Origin of the sequence: Burkholderia sp. PAMC 26561 (genome assembly GCF_001557535.2) — a bacterium.
Lineage (GTDB): Bacteria > Pseudomonadota > Gammaproteobacteria > Burkholderiales > Burkholderiaceae > Caballeronia.
In genome coordinates, this window is the sequence record NZ_CP014308.1 from 176,498 (window position 1) to 195,674 (window position 19,177).

A 19,177-nucleotide genomic window follows, 5' to 3' on the forward strand; every position below is an offset into this window, starting at 1 on the left:
TTTCGCAGCCATTCGCGCAGGACCGAGCGCCGCTAACTATCAGAGGATAAAGACATGACAACTGTTTTTTTTCCAAAGATGCCAGGAAGTCACCATCGGGTGGAATTGAATGGCATTCGGATTCACTACACCCTGGCGGGTGCTGGGGATCCGCTGGTGCTGCTTCATGGCTTTCCAATGACATCATATTATTGGCGCAAAGTCATTCCGGCGCTAGCGGAGCACTTTACCGTTATCGTGCCCGATCTTCGCGGCTGCGGTGATTCCGACCGGCCCTCCGCTGGCTACGATAAGCGGACGGTAGCCGAGGATATACATCGACTGGTGCAGCATCTCAAACTTGGGCCTATCAACCTCATCAGCCACGACGTAGGAATGATGGTCGCCTATGCTTACGCGAGTCGTTTTCCGGCGGAGGTCAAGCGATTGGTGCTGACCGAGGCCGCGCTTGCCGGCTTTGGCCTGGAGGCCCTGTTCGATGCCGACAAAAATCCGCGCATGTTTCATTTGCCGCTTTTTGAAGCGCCGAATGGATTAGCCGAGGCACTTATTACCGGGCAAGAATCGCTTTTCGTGGCTCACATGATGCGTCAACAAGCCTACGACACGACGGCATTGGATCACGACGCGCTGGAGGAATACTCGCGCCACCTCGCCGCCCCTGGAGCATTGCACGGCGGTATCGAATATTTTAGAGCCCACCGCATCGACAAGATTCATAACTTTGAACATGCGAGCTCAAAGCTACCCATGCCCGTCCTCACGATTGGTGGAACAGCAAGCTTCGGTGTCAATCTGGAGTCCGAGATTCGTCCGCTTGCGCAAAACTTACGCAGCGCGATGATCGACGAGTGTGGCCATTATCTTGCAGAGGAGCGGCCGGAGAAGCTAACCGAACTGCTGTTGAATTTCCTCTTGCAACCCGCGTGAGTACGATATGACTCCCATTCCGGACCATGAGAATCGTGCGACCGCTATCATCGAAGGGCGACACTTTAACGAAAATGATATTCAGGATGCCGAACTTAATCGCGCCCGGCACGCACTGGCTTACTTGAAGCGCAAGCTGGGCAATGAGGCGATGCGAGCCTTGCTCGACGACGACCTGCGCACGATGCACGCTCAGGTCCGTCAATGGGTGCAGGCGTCGTCCGGCCAATGGCGTACCGCTTCCGTGGAGTTGATCGTTCCTGGACCCGGTGCACATTCTTTCCAGGATTGGTATGTCGAAGCAATGGCCAACAAGCGTGAAGCTGAATTGCGTGCCGGCCATCCCGAACATTTCGTTAGCCATCCTCTATCGAATCAGGTTGAAGTGATCGAGAACATTGGCGAGACCGAATTGCCTTGGCGGGTGTTTTACCGCGGGCTGCCTGACGATTTCGTTTATCCGGCTCCCTGGGACCCCAGCTATGCATTGCACTACGGCATGGAAATCCTTGATGCCGATGGGGTAAGGGTGGGGTTCAGCATGCGTCAGTCGCGCGACATTGAAGAAGGGCTAAACCTTAAATTTACTACTGTTTTACCGTCGGCCGTCCCGGAGCAGATACTGAGCAAGCATCTGAACCACTTTGCGGTCGAGTTCCGAAACTGGACTCGTATTGCACGTGAGCGAGGCAACGAGACCTAAACAGGAGAACAGCTATGAAACTAAATTACTCAGGTGATGTGCCAAGCCAGACCGTCAACTCCGAATGGTATAGCGGCCAGGTGTGGACAACCGCACTTGCAGAGAGCGAAGCTCCGCAACGGCTGCATGTGGTACTGGCGACCTTCGCCCCGGGTGCGCGCACTGCGTGGCATACCCACCCGTACGGTCAGATACTCATCGCTACATCGGGATCCGGGCGCGTGCAACTCGCTGGCGAACCGGCGAAAACACTCAATCCGGGCGATAGCGTCACGATCGCCGCAGGTGAGCGCCATTGGCATGGCGCAGGACCGGACCAGGTTTTTACCCATATCTCGATTCAGGGGGCACGTCCGGACGGCACCATGGCGGACTGGTTTGATCTTGTCACCGACGAGGTGTACGCACAAGCGGCGCGGGAGACGCACTCATGACCTACCAGTCAATCAACCCATTTACGGAAGCTGTTCTCCGATCGTTTCCTGAGCACACTGATGCCGAGTTAGAAGCAGTTTTGGCCTCAGCCGAGCTGGCATTCCAAAATGACTGGCGGGGTCGCTCCTACGAGCAGCGCGGGGCGGTTTTGCGAAGGGCCGCGACGATACTTAACGATCGCATCGACCACTTCGCGGTTATTGCCACTCGGGAGATGGGCAAGTTGTTGCGCGAGGCCAGGGAGGAAATCGCTCTTTGCGCTGATATCCTACGCTACTACGCGGACAACGGGGAGGCGATGCTCGCCGAACGCCCGCTCGTTCTCGAGCGGGGCGAAGCGGTAGTGCATAGTAAACCCATCGGCGTGATATTTTGCATTGAGCCATGGAACTTTCCCTACTACCAGTTGGCGCGTGTTGCCGGCCCTAACTTGATGGCCGGGAACACGCTCATTGTGAAGCACGCGCCTAGCGTTCCTGAGTGCGCCTTGGCGTTCGAGGAGCTGCTCCGCGAGGCCGGGGCGCCAGCGGGCGCGTACTCAAACGTGTTCATCTCGAACGAGCAGTGCGCGAATGCCATCGCTGATCGCAGGGTGAAGGGCGTCGCGCTTACAGGCAGCGAGCGCGCTGGAGCTGCCGTTGCTTCAGAGGCAGGGAAGGCGCTTAAGAAAAGTACGATGGAACTAGGTGGTTCGGACGCGTTCATCGTGCTTGACGACGCCGATATCGACGAGGCAGTGCGTCTGGCTGTACAGGGACGGATGAACAACATGGGCCAGGCCTGCGCCGGCTCAAAGCGTTTTATCCTGCACGAAGCCATAGCGGACGCATTTACTCGCCGTTTTTGCGATACGCTTGGAACGTATGTTCCGGGCGATCCTATGGATGACCAAACGTCGCTAGCGCCGCTATGCAGCTTATCTGCGCTCGAACGTGCCTTGGCGCAGATCAACATCGCGGTCGCGCGCGGCGCCAAGGTGCTTTCAGGAGGCAATAGGCTGCAACGCTCAGGATATTTCCTGGCTCCGACGGTGCTGGTCGACGTCAGCCCGGATAACCCCGTCTTTAGACAAGAGTTCTTTGCGCCAGTGGCGATGGTCTTCAGGGTGGCAAGCGACGGCGAGGCGGTAGAGCTTGCCAACGACTCTCCCTATGGACTCGGCGGCTCCGTTGTTACCACCAACATCGAGAGAGGCAAGCGTATCGCGGCCCAGATGGATACCGGCATGGTGTTCATTAACGACACGGTGATATCTGCTCCCGATCTGCCTTTCGGTGGCGTCAAAAATTCAGGCTACGGACGCGAGCTCTCCGATCTCGGTATCCAGGAGTTCGTTAATAGAAAGCTGGTCACTGTGACGACGACTTAGCGGGTCCGCAAATTTTGGTACGCCGTTGGGGCGGGGCTTATGACTTACAAGCGATGAAGGAGACTTTCGTGAGCAGCAACTTGCAGACTGGTATTGTCGGCGCGAGCGCTGAGCGTGGATGGGCCAGGATATCCCACGTCCCGGCCATCCAGCAACTCGACGGGCTCGAGCTCCGGTCCGTCGTCACTCGGAAACAATCATCCGCAAACATGGCGGTTGAGGCGTTCGGCGCAGCAAAGGGATATGACGATCCGAAGGAATTGTTCGTCGATCCCGAAATTGACATCGTGGCAGTTGCGGTTAACGTTCCCTCGCACCGCGATCTTGTATTGGCCGCGCTCGCGGCGGGCAAGCACGTCTACTGCGAGTATCCGCTTGGCCGCAACGTCGCCGAGGCCGAAGAAATGGCTGAGGCCGCACGTAAGGCCGGAGTTCATGTTGCCATCGGCCTGCAGCTACGCGCCAACCCTGCGGCTGTCCGCGCGCGAGAAATGATTATGGCGGGCAAAATCGGGCGTGTGTTGAACGCACGCGTCGTGTCGTCGACCGTGGCGTTCGGTTCTCATATCGAGCACGCGATGACGTTCGCGGAGAACCCTGAGAACGGCGTCACCCTGGTCAGTATCCAGGGCGCACATACAATCGATCTCGCAATTGCTTTGCTTGGAGAATTTACTGACATCACCGCGCTAGCGTCTACCCAGTTTCCGCAGATTGCAATCGCAGGTGGCGCACCGCAACACCGGACGACCCCCGACCATCTTGCGCTTATAGCGCGGCTAGCCGGTGGCGCGCCGCTTTCAATCGAGGTGATAGGCGGCCGGCCTGCTGATCAGGCGGCCTTCCGTTTCGAAGTGATCGGCGAAACAGGAAAACTTGTCCTCATCGGAGGCGCTCCTCGCGGCGTTCAGTCGGGCGTGCTGCGCCTGTTTCTCGATGACGAGGAGCAAACCGTGGACGCGGGAGCAGTCGCTACCCCAGAGTCTGCCGTCAACGTCGCTGGCGTATACATGGCGCTGCGCGACGACATCACAAGCGGCACCCGAACTGCACCCGACTTCGACCATGCAGTTCGCGTAACGCGGTTGATAAAGGACGTGATGGCCGCATCACAGAGTGGTTCTCGCGTCTCTGCGTCCGACTGGCCCTGTTACTGAAGGCGACACGACTGACACGCACCCGCACGTGTACCGCGGCGGGGCGGCACGTCTCCAAGAGGATGCGCCGCGCCTATGAATCTCCACATAATCTATTGACGAGACCAGACCGTGCAGCGACGCTGTACCGCCCGCCGAGACGTGTGCGACATCCGCGCGAGCGCGGTCGCAAGCCCGCGCTCCCGTTCCCGAATCGACCAATAGCGTCCTAGTACTACTGTGTCATAAAACAAGGTGGCGCAATACAGCAATACGGACATCTCTGTAGTTGCTTGGAGATGTGGGCAGCAATTCGCCAGCGCAGCGTTGCGATCGAATCAGATACGTGTCGCTGCATGCGCTGGGGAGCCGCGTGGGGTGTAGTCCGCGGGTAAGGCAGGTATGCTGCGGACTTCGGAGTTTTTTTTACTGCCTTGACTCAGGCGCTGTGCGACGAGAAACCCGTAGGCGGCAATGCATAGGGATGCGTGATGATGAAAACCCCGCCACCCACGCCCCTCGAAGTGTCCGAGGCCAAACTCCTGCTTGAGATCCTGATAGTCACGCTCAATGCGCCAACGCATTTTGGCAACGTGAACGAGATGTTGCACAACCGTCTCTTCCGGCAAAGTTGAAAGCCAGTATTTGGTCGGTTCGATTTCGCCAATGGGCCATTCGATAAGCAGCCATTCTTCATCGCGTGGTGTAGCCTGCCAATTATCACGGTGAGAGGTCCGCACGCGCAACGCCGCAAAACGGGAACTTAGTGCGGCACGAGTGCCTTCACGCCACGAAACCGTGTGATAGCAAGATGGATCGAGCGCTAGTGCCAGGTCCTTGACCGCGACTGGATTATGTCCCGGTACCCGGCGTTGCAGGCTTCGAGGTCGGCCAACTTTGCCGGTTGAGGGTACAGCCGGCAGCGGGGCAAGTCCCGGTGGCCACACGCGTGTGCTCGACTGGATGCCCACGGCGTATTGCAAGCCGAGTTCGCCAACGCTGGCACGAAACGCTGCGTCGTTTCCATAACCCGCGTCAGCCAGCACCACTGCGTTCGGCGCACCACTTTGCCTTGCCTCACGCAGTTGCGCGATGGCGATCTGCGGCTTGGTCGCAAACTCAATCTCATCGGGCACACCGGCCTGCTGCCGTCTTGCCGGGTCGTCCGCCCATTCCCGCGGCAAGTAAAGTTGATAAGTGACTGGTAGGCTCGCCTCCTCGGTGGCTACAGACAAGCTCACAGCAACCTGGCAATTATCCGGCTTACCCAACTGCCCGCAGTATTGCCGGGCCACGCCCACCGAATGCTTTCCCTTCTTTGGAAAGCCAGTGTCGTCGATGATCCAGTACAGCCCGTTTGACGGGTCCATGTGCGGCAATACCCAGCGCCGAACCTGTTCCATCAATGCGGCGTCAGACCATTCGGATTTTGAAACGAAATGGTGTAGGGACTGATGACGCGCACTCACGCGATGCGGCTCGAGATGGGCTGCCAGCGGCTCGACACTTTTACGCGCAATCGGCAGCATCAACCCTTGGCAATAGCCCACCAGGCCGGCATGGCGATCACTATGTCCAATTGTGTCGCATAGGTGCTCCAGGTACTCATCGAACGATGTCTCCCAGTCCATCGCTTCCTCTTGTAAAGGATGAAGAAGCTCCTATAATGCCATGAATCTTATGACACAGTAGTACTAGCTTGAATCTCTATTTGATCCAATTGGCACCGTACTGCCCCTCGAAAGGCGGTTAATGGAGATTGTCACCTTTCGTGCGGCAGACTTACGATCGCAAACCGCAGCAGTTTAATGTCCGAGCGAAAAAATCGTAGCTCACACGCATGGTTGGGACTTGAATATTCATCGGAATATATGTTCAAGAAATCTTGCATCGATCATGCGATGCTATCGCTACGCTGTAATACCTCATGCAATATTGGAGTCTATTTTGACAATACATAGATTGCGCATGTCCGATTGCGTGGTGCTAAAAAATCCCGGGAAAAATTCCGTTCAAATTGTTTGGCCCGAGAACGCCCCGGATGCGATGGCCACCATAACCAGGGTCACAATGGAACCAGGAGCCGTTTCAGAGCGGCACGTCCACACGTCGTCTGAGCAAATTTGGATTGTGGAGCGGGGTGAGGCACTGCTACTTCTGACGGACGCAAGACCGGAGATTGTCAGGCAAGGCGACATCATCCGTACGCCTGCTGGTGAGATCCACGGGATCGAGAACACCGGAGCTGAAGTCTTTGCTTACCTTGCAGTCACTTGCCCTCCAGAAAATATGGCTACCTTCTATAAATCGCGAGAGAAATCAATGGGCCAAAAGTAACCAATGGGTTCTCGTCTAATCGACGCCCCCTCCCTCCGCAGTCTCGGGAGTACCTAATCTGACAGATCAGGCCATTGATATTTGTGACCTCATGGTCAAAGCGCGTAACGCTTTGCTCGCGTCCGTGCTATTAGTTTTCAGATGTAGAAATAGCTTAAACAGGCCCACACTCATGGCGAGAATGACGACGATCGCATGCACCTCGTTGACGCCAACTAAGCGGGCGATCGCCGCGTTGCTGAGCGATCTGAACAACCGGCCCTTCAAGAAGCTGCCTGGCTCACGCCTTAGCGTCTTCGACGAAATCGATCGCCCGGCACTTAGGCCGTTGCCCGAGCAGCCCTATCAGTACGCGGAGTGGAAGGTCGCGCGTGTCGGCCCGGACTATCACGTCGAGCTAAATCACCACTATTACTCGGTGCCGTATCGCTACGCGCGCGAACAGGTTGACGTGCGTCACACGAACAACACCGTCGAGATCTTCCATCGCGGTCAACGCATTGCCGCTCACGGCGAAAGCGCTCGCCGCCGTTCCCACACCACGATCGACGCGCACATGCCGCCGGAGCACCTGGCTGTCGCCAAGGGCTGGGATCCGGAGCGGCTGCGCAACTGGGCCGCCGACATCGGGCCCCCATACGGCGGCCGTCATCCAGCGCTTGCTGGGTGCCCGCAAGCATCCCCAGCAGTCGTATTGCACCTGTAGGGCTACGGGCGCGACCGGCTCGAAGCTGCCTGCCGCCGCGCCATCGATCTGAAAGCGCCGAACTACAACTTCACTGACTCGACGCTGAAGAACGGCCTGGACCGGAAGCCCGAACCCGCTACCGGGCAGGCCGACCTGCCGCTTGTGCATGCCAATATGCGCGGGCCTTCGTACTATCACCGAAGCTGAAAGGGAGTCCATATACTGCATTATCCCACTGTCGACAAACTGCACGCGCTGCGCCTGCCCGGCATGGCGACGGCGCTTGCCGAGCAACAGTCCCAAGACGGCATTGACCGGCTGGGCTTTGAAGAACGTTTGGGGCTGCTGGTCGAGCGTGAATCCAGTGAACGTGACTCGCGACAAACGGCGGCCCGGCTGCGTCGGGCCAGACTGAAGGTCCCCGACGCGTCGCCCGAGGACATCGACTATCTCACCGCCCGCGGCCTGGACCGGGCGCTCACCGCCCGGCTGCTGATGGCTATATTCATTCGTTGTACGTTCATCTACTGATCATTCTCGTGCATGGTCGAAGTTTTTTTGATCACGTCGGCATTCTCCTATCGGTTGCGATAGAGTGCCGCCTCGAGACGAGGAGTATTGATGGCCGACAAGCTCGCTGGAATGCAAGTCTTCGTAAAGACCGCCGAGTGCGGCTCTTTCACCGCCGCGGCCTCGCAGCTAGGTATGTCGGCACAGATGGCAGGGAAACATGTGGCGACCCTGGAAAAGCGGGTGGGCGCTCGCTTGATCAACCGATCCACCCACAGTCAGAGCTTGACTGAAGCGGGAAGACTTTATCTCGAGGGTTGCAAGCTGGCATTGGCCGCGGTTGAGGATGCTGAGGCCCGAGTGACTGACCAGATTGGTGTGCCGCAGGGGGCGCTACGAATCGCAGCCCCGATCGGTATTGGGTCAAGTCTTCTCATTCCGCACCTAATTAGCTTCCTCAAAGCCTATCCAGGTGTTTCCATCGAACTCAACCTGTCGGACCGAATCGTGGACGTCGTTGCCGAGGGATTCGACGTCGCCTTGAGAATCGGTAACTTACCCAATTCGGCACTCATTTCGAGGGTGCTCTGTCCCTACCGTATGATCACCTGTGCTTCCCCGGAATATCTTGCGGATCAGGGGATACCAGCAATGCCTGAAGAGCTCGAAGGTCATCAGTGTTTGGACTTCACTTTTCCGTCGCATCCGGCACCTAACCTGTGGTTGTTCAAGTCCGGTGAACACGTTGTGCAAGTTCAGCCGAAGGGCCGCCTAGTCGTGAACGACAGCCGATCCCTTATTGCTGCAGCACTCCTAGGATTCGGCATCATCCAAATCGGTGAGTCAAAGGTGCAGCAATACGTACGGAATGGATCCCTTGTCGAACTTTTCAAAGACTACGAAGGCCTGAGTCGACCGCTTCAAGTAGTTTTTGCTTCGCAAAAGCATCAGAACCCGAAGGTACGCGTCTTCATAGACTGGTTAGTACAAGCTTTCGCTGAACTCGGCTGAATTAGGTTCCATCGGAAAAGGTGCAATGGTCCCAACCAATCGTTTCGAATCTTTCGCCCCTGCCACGCTGTCTCAGTTTCATGATCAGCTTCGCAACAATTGGAGAGAAGACGAAGAAATTATTGCGGGTCGGCGTGACCAGGGTAGATATGAAGACGGGTTGGGCTGCAGTCTCCCACCTGCCGGCCTTTCGAGAGATTGACGGACTCGAACTGGCGGCACGGCGCCAAAATTCGGCCACACTGTTCGCCTCTCCTACTTGATTGCTGACTGCACCCTTTCGGCGCATAAAAGGTTAAGCGGTTAAACGCCACGAGTTGGCTAGTCTAAAGAGAGTCTGCTTATTTCGGGCGACTAACCTCCTAAAAGTAGCTCTTTACTTTCAACGATTTTATTTCATCGGCAAATTTCGCAAACGAAAGGGACGGTATCGCATGACTCACCCTGACTTGGAAGTCTTATTGAAACTGCGCATTAACGAGAAGCCGCTCGAGCTACAGGTCGATTCGCGGACGACATTGCTCGACCTTCTGCGTGAAAGGCTGGATCTGACCGGTACAAAAAAGGGATGTGATCACGGGCAGTGCGGAGCCTGCACGGTTCACATCAATGGGGAAGCGCAGCTGTCTTGTCTGACACTGGCCGTCATGTGTCAAGACACCGATATCCGGACAATAGAGAGCCTTGCCACGAGCGACGTTCTCCATTCGTTGCAACAAGCATTTATCGAGCACGATGCGTTTCAATGTGGCTACTGCACGTCCGGGCAGATCATGAGCGCGGCGACCCTTATAAATCAGCCGGTGCTAACCGATCCTGAGATCCGCGACGGGATGAGTGGCAATTTGTGCCGCTGCGCCGCATACCCCAATATCGTGGCGGCCATTAAGGCGGCATACCTCTCGAAAGGAATTTAGTCCATGCAGCCGTTCGAGTACGTCTGTGCAACTGATGAGGCCACCGCGATCGAACAGGTTGCCTCGGACCATACCGCCTCCTTCATCGCCGGTGGAACCACAATGGTGGACTTGATGAAGGAGCAAGTATTTCGACCAAGCCGGCTAGTCGATATTTCCCGCTTACCGATGTACGAGATTGCAGAGCTACCAGGTGGCACTTTGCAGATTGGTGCAAACGCCAAGAACGCAGTTGTCGCCAATCATCCCCTGGTCCGTTCACGTTTCCCAGGGCTTTCAGAAGCAATCTCCGCTGGTGCGTCCCGCCAAATTCGGTCCATGGCGTCTGTAGCCGGAAATATCCTGCAGCGAACCCGATGCCCTTATCTGCGTGATGTTCACCAGCCGTGCAACAAGCGGTCCCCCGGCTCCGGCTGTTCGGCTATTATTGGTTTCAACCGGCTACACGCGATACTCGGTCACACCGACGACGGTCCGACCGGAAGTCACAGCTGCATCGCAACCTACCCATCGGATATGGCAGTCATGCTCGCTGCCCTGGACGCAGTGGTGGTCACTCGCTCACGCGTTGGGGAAGAACGCTTCCTGATTAATGATTTACTGCGTCTTCCAGCTAACGAGCCCGGTCTCGACTCTAACCTGCCGCATGGATCGCTCATCATTGCGATTGAGCTTCCAATGTTTGGTGGGATTTCGCACTACCTCAAGGTTCGCGACCGAGCTTCGTATGCTTTCGCGCTGGTCTCCTGTGCGGTGGCAATTGATCTGCATGATGGACGGATCGACCACGTAAAGATTGCTTTGGGTGGATTGGCCCATAAACCGTGGCGCGCGCGGGAGGCGGAGGAGATGCTGTCCGGACACATTCCTTCGGACGAGCTTTTTCGAAGCGCCGCCCAATTGGCATTAACCGGTGCCAAGTATTTCTCACAGAATAACTTCAAGGGCCCCATGGCTATCGAACTTATCGCGCGCGGATTGCTGGAAGCTGCCGGCTTGGAACCTTTATCCGGTCCGGCGGGCTCTGTTTTCGCAGCTAACATCGGAGGCGTCGCGGCAAATCATGTTCAATAAATCTGCAGAAACTAAGTTTGTCCCGGTAGCCGTGGGACAGGCGACGCAGCGCGTCGATGGTCGCGCCAAGGTCACCGGAGGCGCACTCTACACTGCAGAGCACTCCCTGGAGGGTCTACTGTACGGCGTGGTCGTCGGCAGCGCCATTTCGAGCGGAAGCGTGACTTCCATCGATACAGAGTCTGTCATGGCATTGCCTGGTGTCGTCGCTGTTATCACACCCGAGACGGCGCCCCGGATTGGCGAATTACCCGAGAAGACCCAGGGAATTCAATATTCTGGCGAAGGAGGCCTCATTGAGATGATGGTTCCGATGCAAGACAATTCCGTAAGCTATGCTGGTCAGGCGATAGCTGTAGTTGTTGCTGGAACGTTTGAACAGGCCATTCACGCCGCAGAAATGCTCCATGTCGAATACCGGCGGAGAGATGCCGAATTGAACTTAGAGACGGCGAGCCGACGGTCGAAGCCAGCGTCGTATTGCGGAATGGAGCCACTCCAGCTTGAAACCGGGGATCCTGCCAAGGCATATGACGCGGCGGCTATCCGTATCGAGCGAACTTACGAAACACCAGTACACCACCACAATGCTATAGAGATGCTATCGACGATCGCGAAGTGGGAAACAAAGAACGGCGACGAACACCTGTTGCTTTACGACACGACACGAGTTCTCAAAAGTCTTAGCGCTGTGATAGCCCACTGCCTGGACGTGCCCGAATCGAATATCAAAATTGTCGTGAAGTTTCTTGGCGGCTCATTTGGTTCGAAAGCCTGGATGTTTGGGAACACCCTATTGGCAGCGGCATGTGCTCGGAAACTCGGGCGCCCCCTAAAAATCGCCTTCACTCGACAGCAAATGTTCGAGCTAAACGGTCACCGGCCGGCGACGCGTCAGGTGATGCGTCTAGGCGCATCGCGGACCGGACGAATCGCCTCATTGCGTCACGAGGCCGTCTCACATACTTCCATGGTGAGCGGATATCCCGAGCCGTCAACCGGCATGACGATGATGATGTACGGGATAAAGAATCTGGCAATCGCACAGGAAATTAGGCATTTAAACCTGCCAACCCCCATGCCCATGCGGGGCGTTGGCGTTATAGCGGGAGGCTGGGCACTGGAAAGTCTGCTCGATGAATTAGCGCACGAGCTCGAAATGGATCCCATTGACCTTCGTCTGGCAAACGAGGCAACTAAGGGCCCGTTCACTGATCTGCCGTTCTCGTCCAAGCATTTGCGAGAGTGCTTCGAGAAAGGTGGGGAGATTTTCGGCTGGAAACGGAGAAAGATGCAGCCTGGACTAATACGCTCTGGCAATGAAATGATCGGTTTTGGGGTTGCAAGCAGCACGTTGCCTGCCGTACTAGACGATGCCACCGCCCGCATTACCTTATTCGCGGATGGGACAGCGAAAGTACGGAGCGCTACCCACGAAATCGGCAACGGGGCTTACACCGTTTTCAAGCAAATCGCTGCTGACGCCATGTCGATGCCGATTGATGCTGTTGAGTTCGACCTCGGCGACTCCACCTTTCCTGACTCGCCCATCACCGCAGGATCACGCACTACCGCAAGCGTTGGCGCGGCAGTCCTGACGGCCGGCGCCAACCTTTTATCTGCGATCAAGGAAGTTGCCCGCCACGATCCTAATTCGGCTCTCTTCGGCCTGCCCGTCGAGCGAATCGTTGCGTCAAATGCCAGCCTTTCAGACAACACCGCGGGCGGAGCACGCGAAAGCTATTCTCAGGTGCTGCGCCAAGCAGGACGTGAGCTTGTGACCGCAACCGGAGTCCTCACGCCCGACAGAGACGACAAGAAATTCGAGCTCCACTCATTTGGAGCGATTTTCGCGGAAGTTCGAGTTGACCTTTCGACCGGGGTGGTTCGCGTCCCTAGGCTCACTGGGGTGTTTGACGTAGGCCGAGTCATCAACCCGCTCACAGCTAGATCGCAACTCATGGGCGGAATGATCGCAGGACTTGGTGCGGCACTGATGGAAGAGTCTTACTACGATCCGTACACAGGAAGAGCGGTAATCCGAAACCTAGCGGATTACCACATACCGTGTTGTGCAGACACGCCCGATATTACGGTAGAGACATTAGGAATTCCCGATGAGCAGATGGGACTGCTCGGCGCCAGGGGGCTGGGCGAACTTGGAACGAATAATGTCCCCGCGGCGATCGGCAATGCGATTTTCAACGCCACTGGCAAGCGGCTCAGGAATTTGCCGTTGACCCCAGATAAGTTCTTCTAAGAGACGGTTTCAAAAAGCCGGGTTTGTGTACCGCTATGACTTCGGTGACGACTGGCACCACGATATCCACGTCGAAGACGTAGTATGCATCGGTCATCAAGTCAGCCGTGAGGCCTGTGTCATTGCAAGTGCCGCTGCATGGCCGTCGGAAGACGTAGGTAGCGCTAGCGGCTATCAAGAAATGTTGAGTGTTCTGGGCCAGCGAGCCCAATAGCGAGGAGACTCAGGAATACAGGATGTGCGCTAGTCCACTGCATCATTGACTTGGCACCGGGCGAATTCGACGGGAAGGATCGTCATATTTCCATTTGATTGGTTTACATGCCGGCCAGTCGCTCGTTGAGGAAGCGCCCCGACCAACGTGCGATGAAACGTGAGTCGCAGCCCAGTGCGCTCATGATCCCGTCGCGCGATTCACCGTCCTCGAGCATCAAGATCAGTTTTGCATGTCGCACGTCCGCCGCGCGCACCGTTCGGCTGCGTGCCGCTGAAAGTAATTGCGCACGTTCGGTATCAGTCAGATTCATTTTTCCCATGCCCTAAATTCGAACATAGACGGGGTGCCAAGTCAATGACGCAGTGGACTAGTGATGACTTCGATATCGAGTTCTTCGACCGGCGTGCCACCAACGCTACCCTCTTACTCATGGCCCGGAACAACTGGGGCAAAAAAGACACGCAAATCACCGGCCCTATCGATCATAAAAACCACTTCGGTGCGCTTAACTGACTGCTTACCGTCAAAGTGAATCAAGATTTCAATGCAAATCGAAGACATGCAACAGTACAAGGGCTTGGTCGTTTCTTCCGACCACTAAAATTTGTGTCTCAGTCCCGTCGATACGCTTACCTGCCGATTAGTAGACGACGGAGCGCCTACGGTATAGATGGACGCGATTTTGACATAGTGTCCATTGACCAAGGTCGACGCGTCGCCAGCGGCCAGTTGATATTCGGCAGTGACATACAGCTCCGTACGCGTTGAAAGAAAGTAATCTGCGCCAAGAGTGAGTTGATGCCACTTAGGTTTACTGCTTTTCCCCGCCTGACCGGGAAGATCGGTGGCATGGCCATCGGTATAAACGTAGTCCGAAATCAACAAAAGGGACGGCTTAATCAGATAACGGAGACTGACATCGTAATTGTCCAGCTTTCTGCCCGCGCCATCGTTATAGTCGAGAATGACGCGGCTGAAACTGCTCGCAAGCGTTGCCAGACCCAGCTTGACGCTGGCTGAGGCCGTACCAATGCGCTGGCGCGCGACCCCGCCATCAATGTTGTAGAAGAAGGCGCCGCTATAATCGTCACCCGACGTGGTGGTCGCGCCGCCGACTGCACCGCTTCCGTTCGTCGACGAGTTGGGATGATTAAGCTCGAAGTAGCCGGCTCCAAACGTGACCGGGCCGCCTGTGTAATTGAGCGCGGCCGACCATGCACGGTTATTTGCGAAGCCGTCTCCCGGTTGCGATCCGGCTTGATTGCTGAAGCCGTAAAGGCCGTCGGCGGAGAGGCCGCCGAAGGACGCCGACCGAAACTTCACCGAATTGTTCACCCGGAAAGTTTGTGTGAGATTGTCGCTATCGCCGATATGCGTTGACGGTGCCCAGATGTACGAACCCACGGACGGCGCCACCATGTCCGCAAGCGGATCGTATTGTCGGCCGAACGTTAAAGTGCCCACGTTCGCTTGCGACAGTCCGACGAAGGCCTGCCGCCCGAACAGACGTCCTCCTTGTTGCAAACTGCCATTTGCAGCGTTGAATCCGCTTTCAAGCATGAAGATTGCAGCAAGGCCGCTGCCCAGGTCTTCGCTTCCTCGCAGGCCCCAGCGGCTTCCGCCCAGCTTGCCAACGGTCTCTTGCCAGGCGCTCGCGCCTTTCACATTGTTAGTGTAGGAAACCCCGGCGTCGATAATGCCATACAAGGTTACTGAGTTTTGCGCATGGGCACTGGGCAGGAAAGCAGTCAATGCACCTGCGGCGAACACGGTAAGGCCTGGCCTTTTTCGGATCATGGCTATTCCAGATATTTAATATGGATAACTGAACAAACAGATTTTGGGTTACATCAGGAAGTACACAACCGTTGACCGCTTACATCATCGCGCAAAGGGCGATCAACTTTCCATGTCCCGCGTGCTCTCAGATTGCAAGACGATGCAGGCCACCATCGATCGGGATCACCGTCCCGGTCACATAGCTCGCCAGCGGAGACAACAGGAACGTAACCACGTTGGCGAACTCCTCCGGTTCGCCGAACCTGCCGATCGGGATGTTGCGCGAGATGTACTCCTGGCGCGATTCGGCTGTCGGATGCAAGGTTTCGAGTATCTGGCGGCTATTGATCCGGCCCGGGGCGACGCAGTTCACCGTGATGCCGTTTGGCGCGAGTTCGGACGCAAGCGCCTTCGACCAGCTCTGCAACGCCGCCTTTGCGGGGGCCGCCGCGTTCATTTTTGCGCCGACGACTGCACCTGTCACATTGATTATGCGGCCCCACCCAGCCTTGATCATCTGCGGTGCCATTAGTCCCGTAAGCCGGCGCGCGGCGTAAAAATTAAGGTCGATGGCTTCGCTCCACACGTCCTCGTCATTATTGTCACCCATGGGACGGGAACCGCCCGCGTTGTTCACCAGCATTGCTATCTCGCCCAGTGAGTGCATGGCTTGCGCTGCCACTTGTTCAACACCGGCCGTCGTCGATACATCGCCAATGCACAGAGTGGGCTCGGACAGTCCCAGTGCTCTCAATTCGTCTCGTAACGCCTCGAGCGCTTCGGCATTGCGCCCGGCAATCGCGAGCCGGGCGCCTTCGCGCGCCATAGCTTGCGCGATCGCGCGTCCAATGCCTGAACTGGCGCCGGTAATCAGGCAGGTGCGTCCGTCGAGTTGCAGGTCCATCGGTTCACCTCTTTTAAGTCATCGATCCGATATTAGATGCGGTAGGTTTTTTCGGCATTGCTCTGGAACAACGCGGTGCGCTCGCTTTCGCTGAAACCGAGCGTTATATGATCGAACGCGTTCCAATAGCTCGCATAATCTCGCGACATCTTGTCGACAGGAAAATTGCTTGCGAACATGCAGCGGTCAATACCGAAGATTTCGATGGTTTCGAGCACGAGTGGCCTGATGCTGTCGACGTTCCATTGGCGGTCGAGGAACCCGAAACCTGATATCTTCACCGCTACGTTCGGGCGCTGCGCGAGCAGCCGCATGCCCGTACGCCACGCTTCGAGATACTGCACCGACGTTTCCATTGGCAAACCCGTATGCGTGAGTACGAACTGGACATCGGGATTGCGTCCGATCAAGTCGGCTCCGAAGGCCATGTCGGAATGGAAGAGCTGGATATCGAACGACAGATTCATTTGCCGTAGCAGCATGAAATTGCTAGCCCAAAGCTTACTCTCACGCGGGTCCGTGGCGGCCGGATCGACCTTGTGCTGGATCAGGCTCTGCCGGATACCACGCATGTTTGCGGACTCACAGTGTGCTGCGAGGACATCCGCAGCATTTGTTGCGCCAAGATCCGCATACGCCACAATAGCGTGTGGAAACCCGCGCGATGCGGGTGCGTCGGCAACTTGCTGCAGCCAGCGCGTTTCGCGGACCGGATCGCGGGAATCATGTTCCGCCTGGATATGTACCGCCTTTTCCACGTCGGATCCCGCGATGTCGCCGAGAAAATCTTCGATTAGATAGTCTTTGCGGATCGCCGCATAATCGCCGATTACGCGTGGCTGGACGTTGTCAGTCAGCCAGGGATAGTAGTTTGTTTGAAGGTCCCAAATATGAAAGTGGGTATCGATCTTTTGCATGCGATGCTCCAATGAAGAGGTTTAGGCGAAGACGATGACACCGTCGTACTCAGAGAAAACCGGTGGATAGCCACGGGAACGCTGCAACGATCACGGTGCCCGCGAACAAAACCAGCAAGTAGCGCGCGATCGGGCGCATGCCAACGGAAGGATCGATGCGCGCGACGGCGCAAGCAGCGTAGTAGCCCACCCCGAACGGTGGGGCGAAAAGCCCGATTCCCATCGAGAGCACGACGACCATTGCATAATGAACTTCGTGCACGCCGAGCGCTTTGGCAATGGGAAACAGCAACGGGCCGAACAACACGATGGCGGGTATACCCTCCAGCACGCTTCCCAACACCATGAACGCCACGATCGAGACCGCTAGGAATGTGGCTCTTCCGCCGGGCAGACCCGCCAGCAGCGCGGCAAGTCCTGTCGAGAAGCCCGACTGCGTGAGTGCCCATGCCATGGCCGTTGCTGTGCCGATGATCAGCAGGATGGCGCCGGAGAGCGACGCAGTGTCGGCGAGCGCGTGCCAGATGCGGCCCCATGCGACCGGCTTGCGAAACAGCACGCTGATCAGGACCGCATAGGCGAGCGCATAGGCGATTCCGACGGTCGAAACCTCAGTTGCCGTCGCGATCCCTTTAATGACGGCGAAGCGCACGACGAACGGCAACACGAGCGCGGGGAGCGCAACGACAAACGCGCGCGCGATCTCGGGCCAGGTGGAACGCGCTGCCTGGTCGCTGTCGTGTCGATACTTGAACCACACGCCCGCGCATAGCATCAAGCCAAGCAGCAGAGCGGGCATGAGGCCGCCGACGAAGAGATCCGCGATCGACACGCTCGTGACGGAGCCGATCGTGATGAGCACGATGCTTGGCGGCACGGTTTCGGTCTGCGCGCCGGTCGCTGACAACAGCGCGATCAGATCGCCATCCTTGGCACCACGCGCTCGCATCTCGGGAAACAATACGGGAGCGACCGCCGCCATGTCGGCGGCCTTCGAGCCCGAGATACCGGATACCAGGTACATCGCGCCGACCAGCACATAATGCAAGCCGCCACGCACGTGACCGAAGAGCCGGGCGAGCAGCCCGACCATGGCTTTTGCCATGCCCGTCACAACCACGAGCGCGCCGAGAAAGATGAACAGGGGCACTGCGAGCAGCACAAGATGCGACATGCCTTCTTCCATGCGGCCGATCATGACGTCGGTCGGCGCGTGCGTGACGATGCTCAGATAGGCGAGCGTCCCCAGCCCGAAGGCGAAGGCAATCGGAACGCCGGCGAAGATTGCGCCGCCGACGATCACCACAAAAAAGATCAGCAGGTTGTAGAGACCCATTGCGACAATCGACGGCTTGCAGAGATAAAGCGCGGTGGCGATGACAGCGATCAGCGCGAGCGCCAGTGCGAAATCGGGCAGGCGGACTTGGCGTCCCAGGCGTAGCAATCCGAATACGATCATGAGCCCGATCCCTGCGGGCAAAGCGGCTGCGCGCCAGACACCGGAGATCGCCAGCGAGTCGGTTTCGATCGGAAATTCGCTCACCGCATACTGGATCGCCGGCATCAGCAAGATGGCGAGCAACATGAGGCTTGCGGTCATGCTGAAGGCATCGAAGCGCGCGCTCGGCCCGCGTCCCTGACGGCTCACGAACGCGACCATGCGCATGTGCTCCATGCGACGGTACGCGATCGCGGCGCCCAGGCTCGCGACCCAGGCGAACAGCGTTGACGCGAGTTCATCGCTCCAGGTCAGCGGCTGGTGCAGCAGATAACGGCATGACACGCCCGCGAGCAGCAGCGCAACTTCGATTGCCAGTGCGCAGGCGGTGACAGTTTCAACGAGGGTGCCAAGCCACCTGTCGCAGATGCCGGCGCACCGTTGCCATAGCGACGATGCGTCGTGCTCGGCGCGTGACATGCGGGTTTCGATCATAGCCTGTAGATTTCTCACGCTGAACTCCCGGAGAAGACGGCGATATTAAAAGCGGAC

Annotated in this window: 18 protein-coding genes and 1 pseudogene; 13 read left to right on the forward strand and 6 right to left on the reverse strand. The window is 57.2% G+C overall.

Annotated elements, in window-relative coordinates; translation table 11 throughout:
• Positions 1 to 54 precede the first annotated feature (54 nt).
• Genes AXG89_RS23755 through AXG89_RS23775 form a run of 5 tightly spaced genes read left to right on the forward strand, consistent with a single transcriptional unit; the run spans position 55 to position 4,594 of the window.
• Complete coding sequence (locus AXG89_RS23755) at positions 55 to 930, forward strand: alpha/beta fold hydrolase (RefSeq protein ID WP_236873536.1); 876 nt, start codon at positions 55 to 57, stop codon at positions 928 to 930.
• 7 nt (positions 931 to 937) lie between these two features.
• Positions 938 to 1,633 (forward strand): hypothetical protein, encoded by a 696-nt coding sequence (locus AXG89_RS23760; protein ID WP_062172908.1) that lies wholly within the window; start codon positions 938 to 940, stop codon positions 1,631 to 1,633.
• A gap of 14 nt (positions 1,634 to 1,647) precedes the next feature.
• Positions 1,648 to 2,067, forward strand: a complete 420-nt coding sequence (locus AXG89_RS23765; protein ID WP_062172910.1) for a (R)-mandelonitrile lyase — start codon at positions 1,648 to 1,650, stop codon at positions 2,065 to 2,067.
• Positions 2,064 to 3,437, forward strand: coding sequence for an NAD-dependent succinate-semialdehyde dehydrogenase (locus tag AXG89_RS23770; protein ID WP_062172911.1), 1,374 nt, complete (start codon positions 2,064 to 2,066; stop codon positions 3,435 to 3,437). The genes AXG89_RS23765 and AXG89_RS23770 overlap by 4 nt, the downstream gene beginning before the upstream one ends.
• A 53-nt stretch (positions 3,438 to 3,490) precedes the next feature.
• A complete protein-coding gene (locus tag AXG89_RS23775) occupies positions 3,491 to 4,594 on the forward strand; it encodes a Gfo/Idh/MocA family protein (RefSeq protein WP_082771586.1) in 1,104 nt (367 codons plus the stop codon).
• A 317-nt stretch (positions 4,595 to 4,911) separates the two neighbouring features.
• Here AXG89_RS23775 and AXG89_RS23780 read toward each other — a convergent pair whose 3' ends face one another.
• Positions 4,912 to 6,204: an IS701 family transposase gene (locus AXG89_RS23780; protein ID WP_062172822.1), complete on the reverse strand. Its 1,293-nt coding sequence runs from the start codon at positions 6,202 to 6,204 to the stop codon at positions 4,912 to 4,914.
• 337 nt (positions 6,205 to 6,541) lie between these two features.
• Here AXG89_RS23780 and AXG89_RS44755 point away from each other — a divergent pair, with 337 nt between their 5' ends.
• The 8 genes and pseudogenes from AXG89_RS44755 to AXG89_RS44760 all read left to right on the forward strand — a co-directional run bounded on the left by AXG89_RS44755 (position 6,542) and on the right by AXG89_RS44760 (position 13,584).
• A complete protein-coding gene (locus AXG89_RS44755; RefSeq protein WP_062172915.1) occupies positions 6,542 to 6,910 on the forward strand; it encodes a cupin domain-containing protein in 369 nt (122 codons plus the stop codon).
• A 181-nt stretch (positions 6,911 to 7,091) separates the two neighbouring features.
• Positions 7,092 to 7,616: an IS21 family transposase gene (locus AXG89_RS23790; protein ID WP_062172918.1), complete on the forward strand. Its 525-nt coding sequence runs from the start codon at positions 7,092 to 7,094 to the stop codon at positions 7,614 to 7,616.
• Positions 7,617 to 7,817: 201 nt separating this feature from the next.
• Positions 7,818 to 8,111, forward strand: a pseudogene (locus tag AXG89_RS23795) (ATP-binding protein); the annotation flags it as partial.
• A 108-nt stretch (positions 8,112 to 8,219) separates the two neighbouring features.
• The gene (locus AXG89_RS23800; RefSeq protein WP_062172920.1) at positions 8,220 to 9,119 is read left to right on the forward strand and encodes a LysR family transcriptional regulator; all 900 of its coding nucleotides are present in this window, start codon (positions 8,220 to 8,222) and stop codon (positions 9,117 to 9,119) included.
• A gap of 434 nt (positions 9,120 to 9,553) precedes the next feature.
• Positions 9,554 to 10,036 carry a (2Fe-2S)-binding protein gene (locus AXG89_RS23805; RefSeq protein WP_062172924.1) on the forward strand — a complete coding sequence of 161 codons (483 nt, stop codon included), beginning with the start codon at positions 9,554 to 9,556 and terminating at the stop codon, positions 10,034 to 10,036.
• Positions 10,037 to 10,039: 3 nt separating this feature from the next.
• A complete protein-coding gene (locus AXG89_RS23810) occupies positions 10,040 to 11,110 on the forward strand; it encodes an FAD binding domain-containing protein (RefSeq protein ID WP_069638430.1) in 1,071 nt (356 codons plus the stop codon).
• The gene (locus tag AXG89_RS23815; RefSeq protein ID WP_062172926.1) at positions 11,100 to 13,370 is read left to right on the forward strand and encodes a xanthine dehydrogenase family protein molybdopterin-binding subunit; all 2,271 of its coding nucleotides are present in this window, start codon (positions 11,100 to 11,102) and stop codon (positions 13,368 to 13,370) included. Before AXG89_RS23810 ends, AXG89_RS23815 begins: the two co-directional genes overlap by 11 nt.
• Before the next feature lie 25 nt (positions 13,371 to 13,395).
• Positions 13,396 to 13,584 (forward strand): plasmid pRiA4b ORF-3 family protein, encoded by a 189-nt coding sequence (locus tag AXG89_RS44760; RefSeq protein ID WP_162916119.1) that lies wholly within the window; start codon positions 13,396 to 13,398, stop codon positions 13,582 to 13,584.
• A 103-nt stretch (positions 13,585 to 13,687) separates the two neighbouring features.
• On the opposite strand, the gene AXG89_RS23825 is transcribed toward AXG89_RS44760, so the two are convergent.
• The 5 genes from AXG89_RS23825 to AXG89_RS23845 all read right to left on the reverse strand — a co-directional run bounded on the left by AXG89_RS23825 (position 13,688) and on the right by AXG89_RS23845 (position 19,105).
• The gene (locus AXG89_RS23825) at positions 13,688 to 13,897 is read right to left on the reverse strand and encodes a hypothetical protein (RefSeq protein WP_236873508.1); all 210 of its coding nucleotides are present in this window, start codon (positions 13,895 to 13,897) and stop codon (positions 13,688 to 13,690) included.
• Between the two features lie 287 nt (positions 13,898 to 14,184).
• Positions 14,185 to 15,384 carry a porin gene (locus AXG89_RS23830; protein ID WP_062172930.1) on the reverse strand — a complete coding sequence of 400 codons (1,200 nt, stop codon included), beginning with the start codon at positions 15,382 to 15,384 and terminating at the stop codon, positions 14,185 to 14,187.
• 127 nt (positions 15,385 to 15,511) lie between these two features.
• Complete coding sequence (locus tag AXG89_RS23835) at positions 15,512 to 16,270, reverse strand: SDR family NAD(P)-dependent oxidoreductase (protein ID WP_062172932.1); 759 nt, start codon at positions 16,268 to 16,270, stop codon at positions 15,512 to 15,514.
• Positions 16,271 to 16,302: 32 nt separating this feature from the next.
• Positions 16,303 to 17,187, reverse strand: coding sequence for an amidohydrolase family protein (locus tag AXG89_RS23840; protein ID WP_062172933.1), 885 nt, complete (start codon positions 17,185 to 17,187; stop codon positions 16,303 to 16,305).
• 49 nt (positions 17,188 to 17,236) lie between these two features.
• A complete protein-coding gene (locus AXG89_RS23845) occupies positions 17,237 to 19,105 on the reverse strand; it encodes a TRAP transporter large permease (protein ID WP_062172935.1) in 1,869 nt (622 codons plus the stop codon).
• Between the last annotated feature and the right edge of the window lie 72 nt (positions 19,106 to 19,177).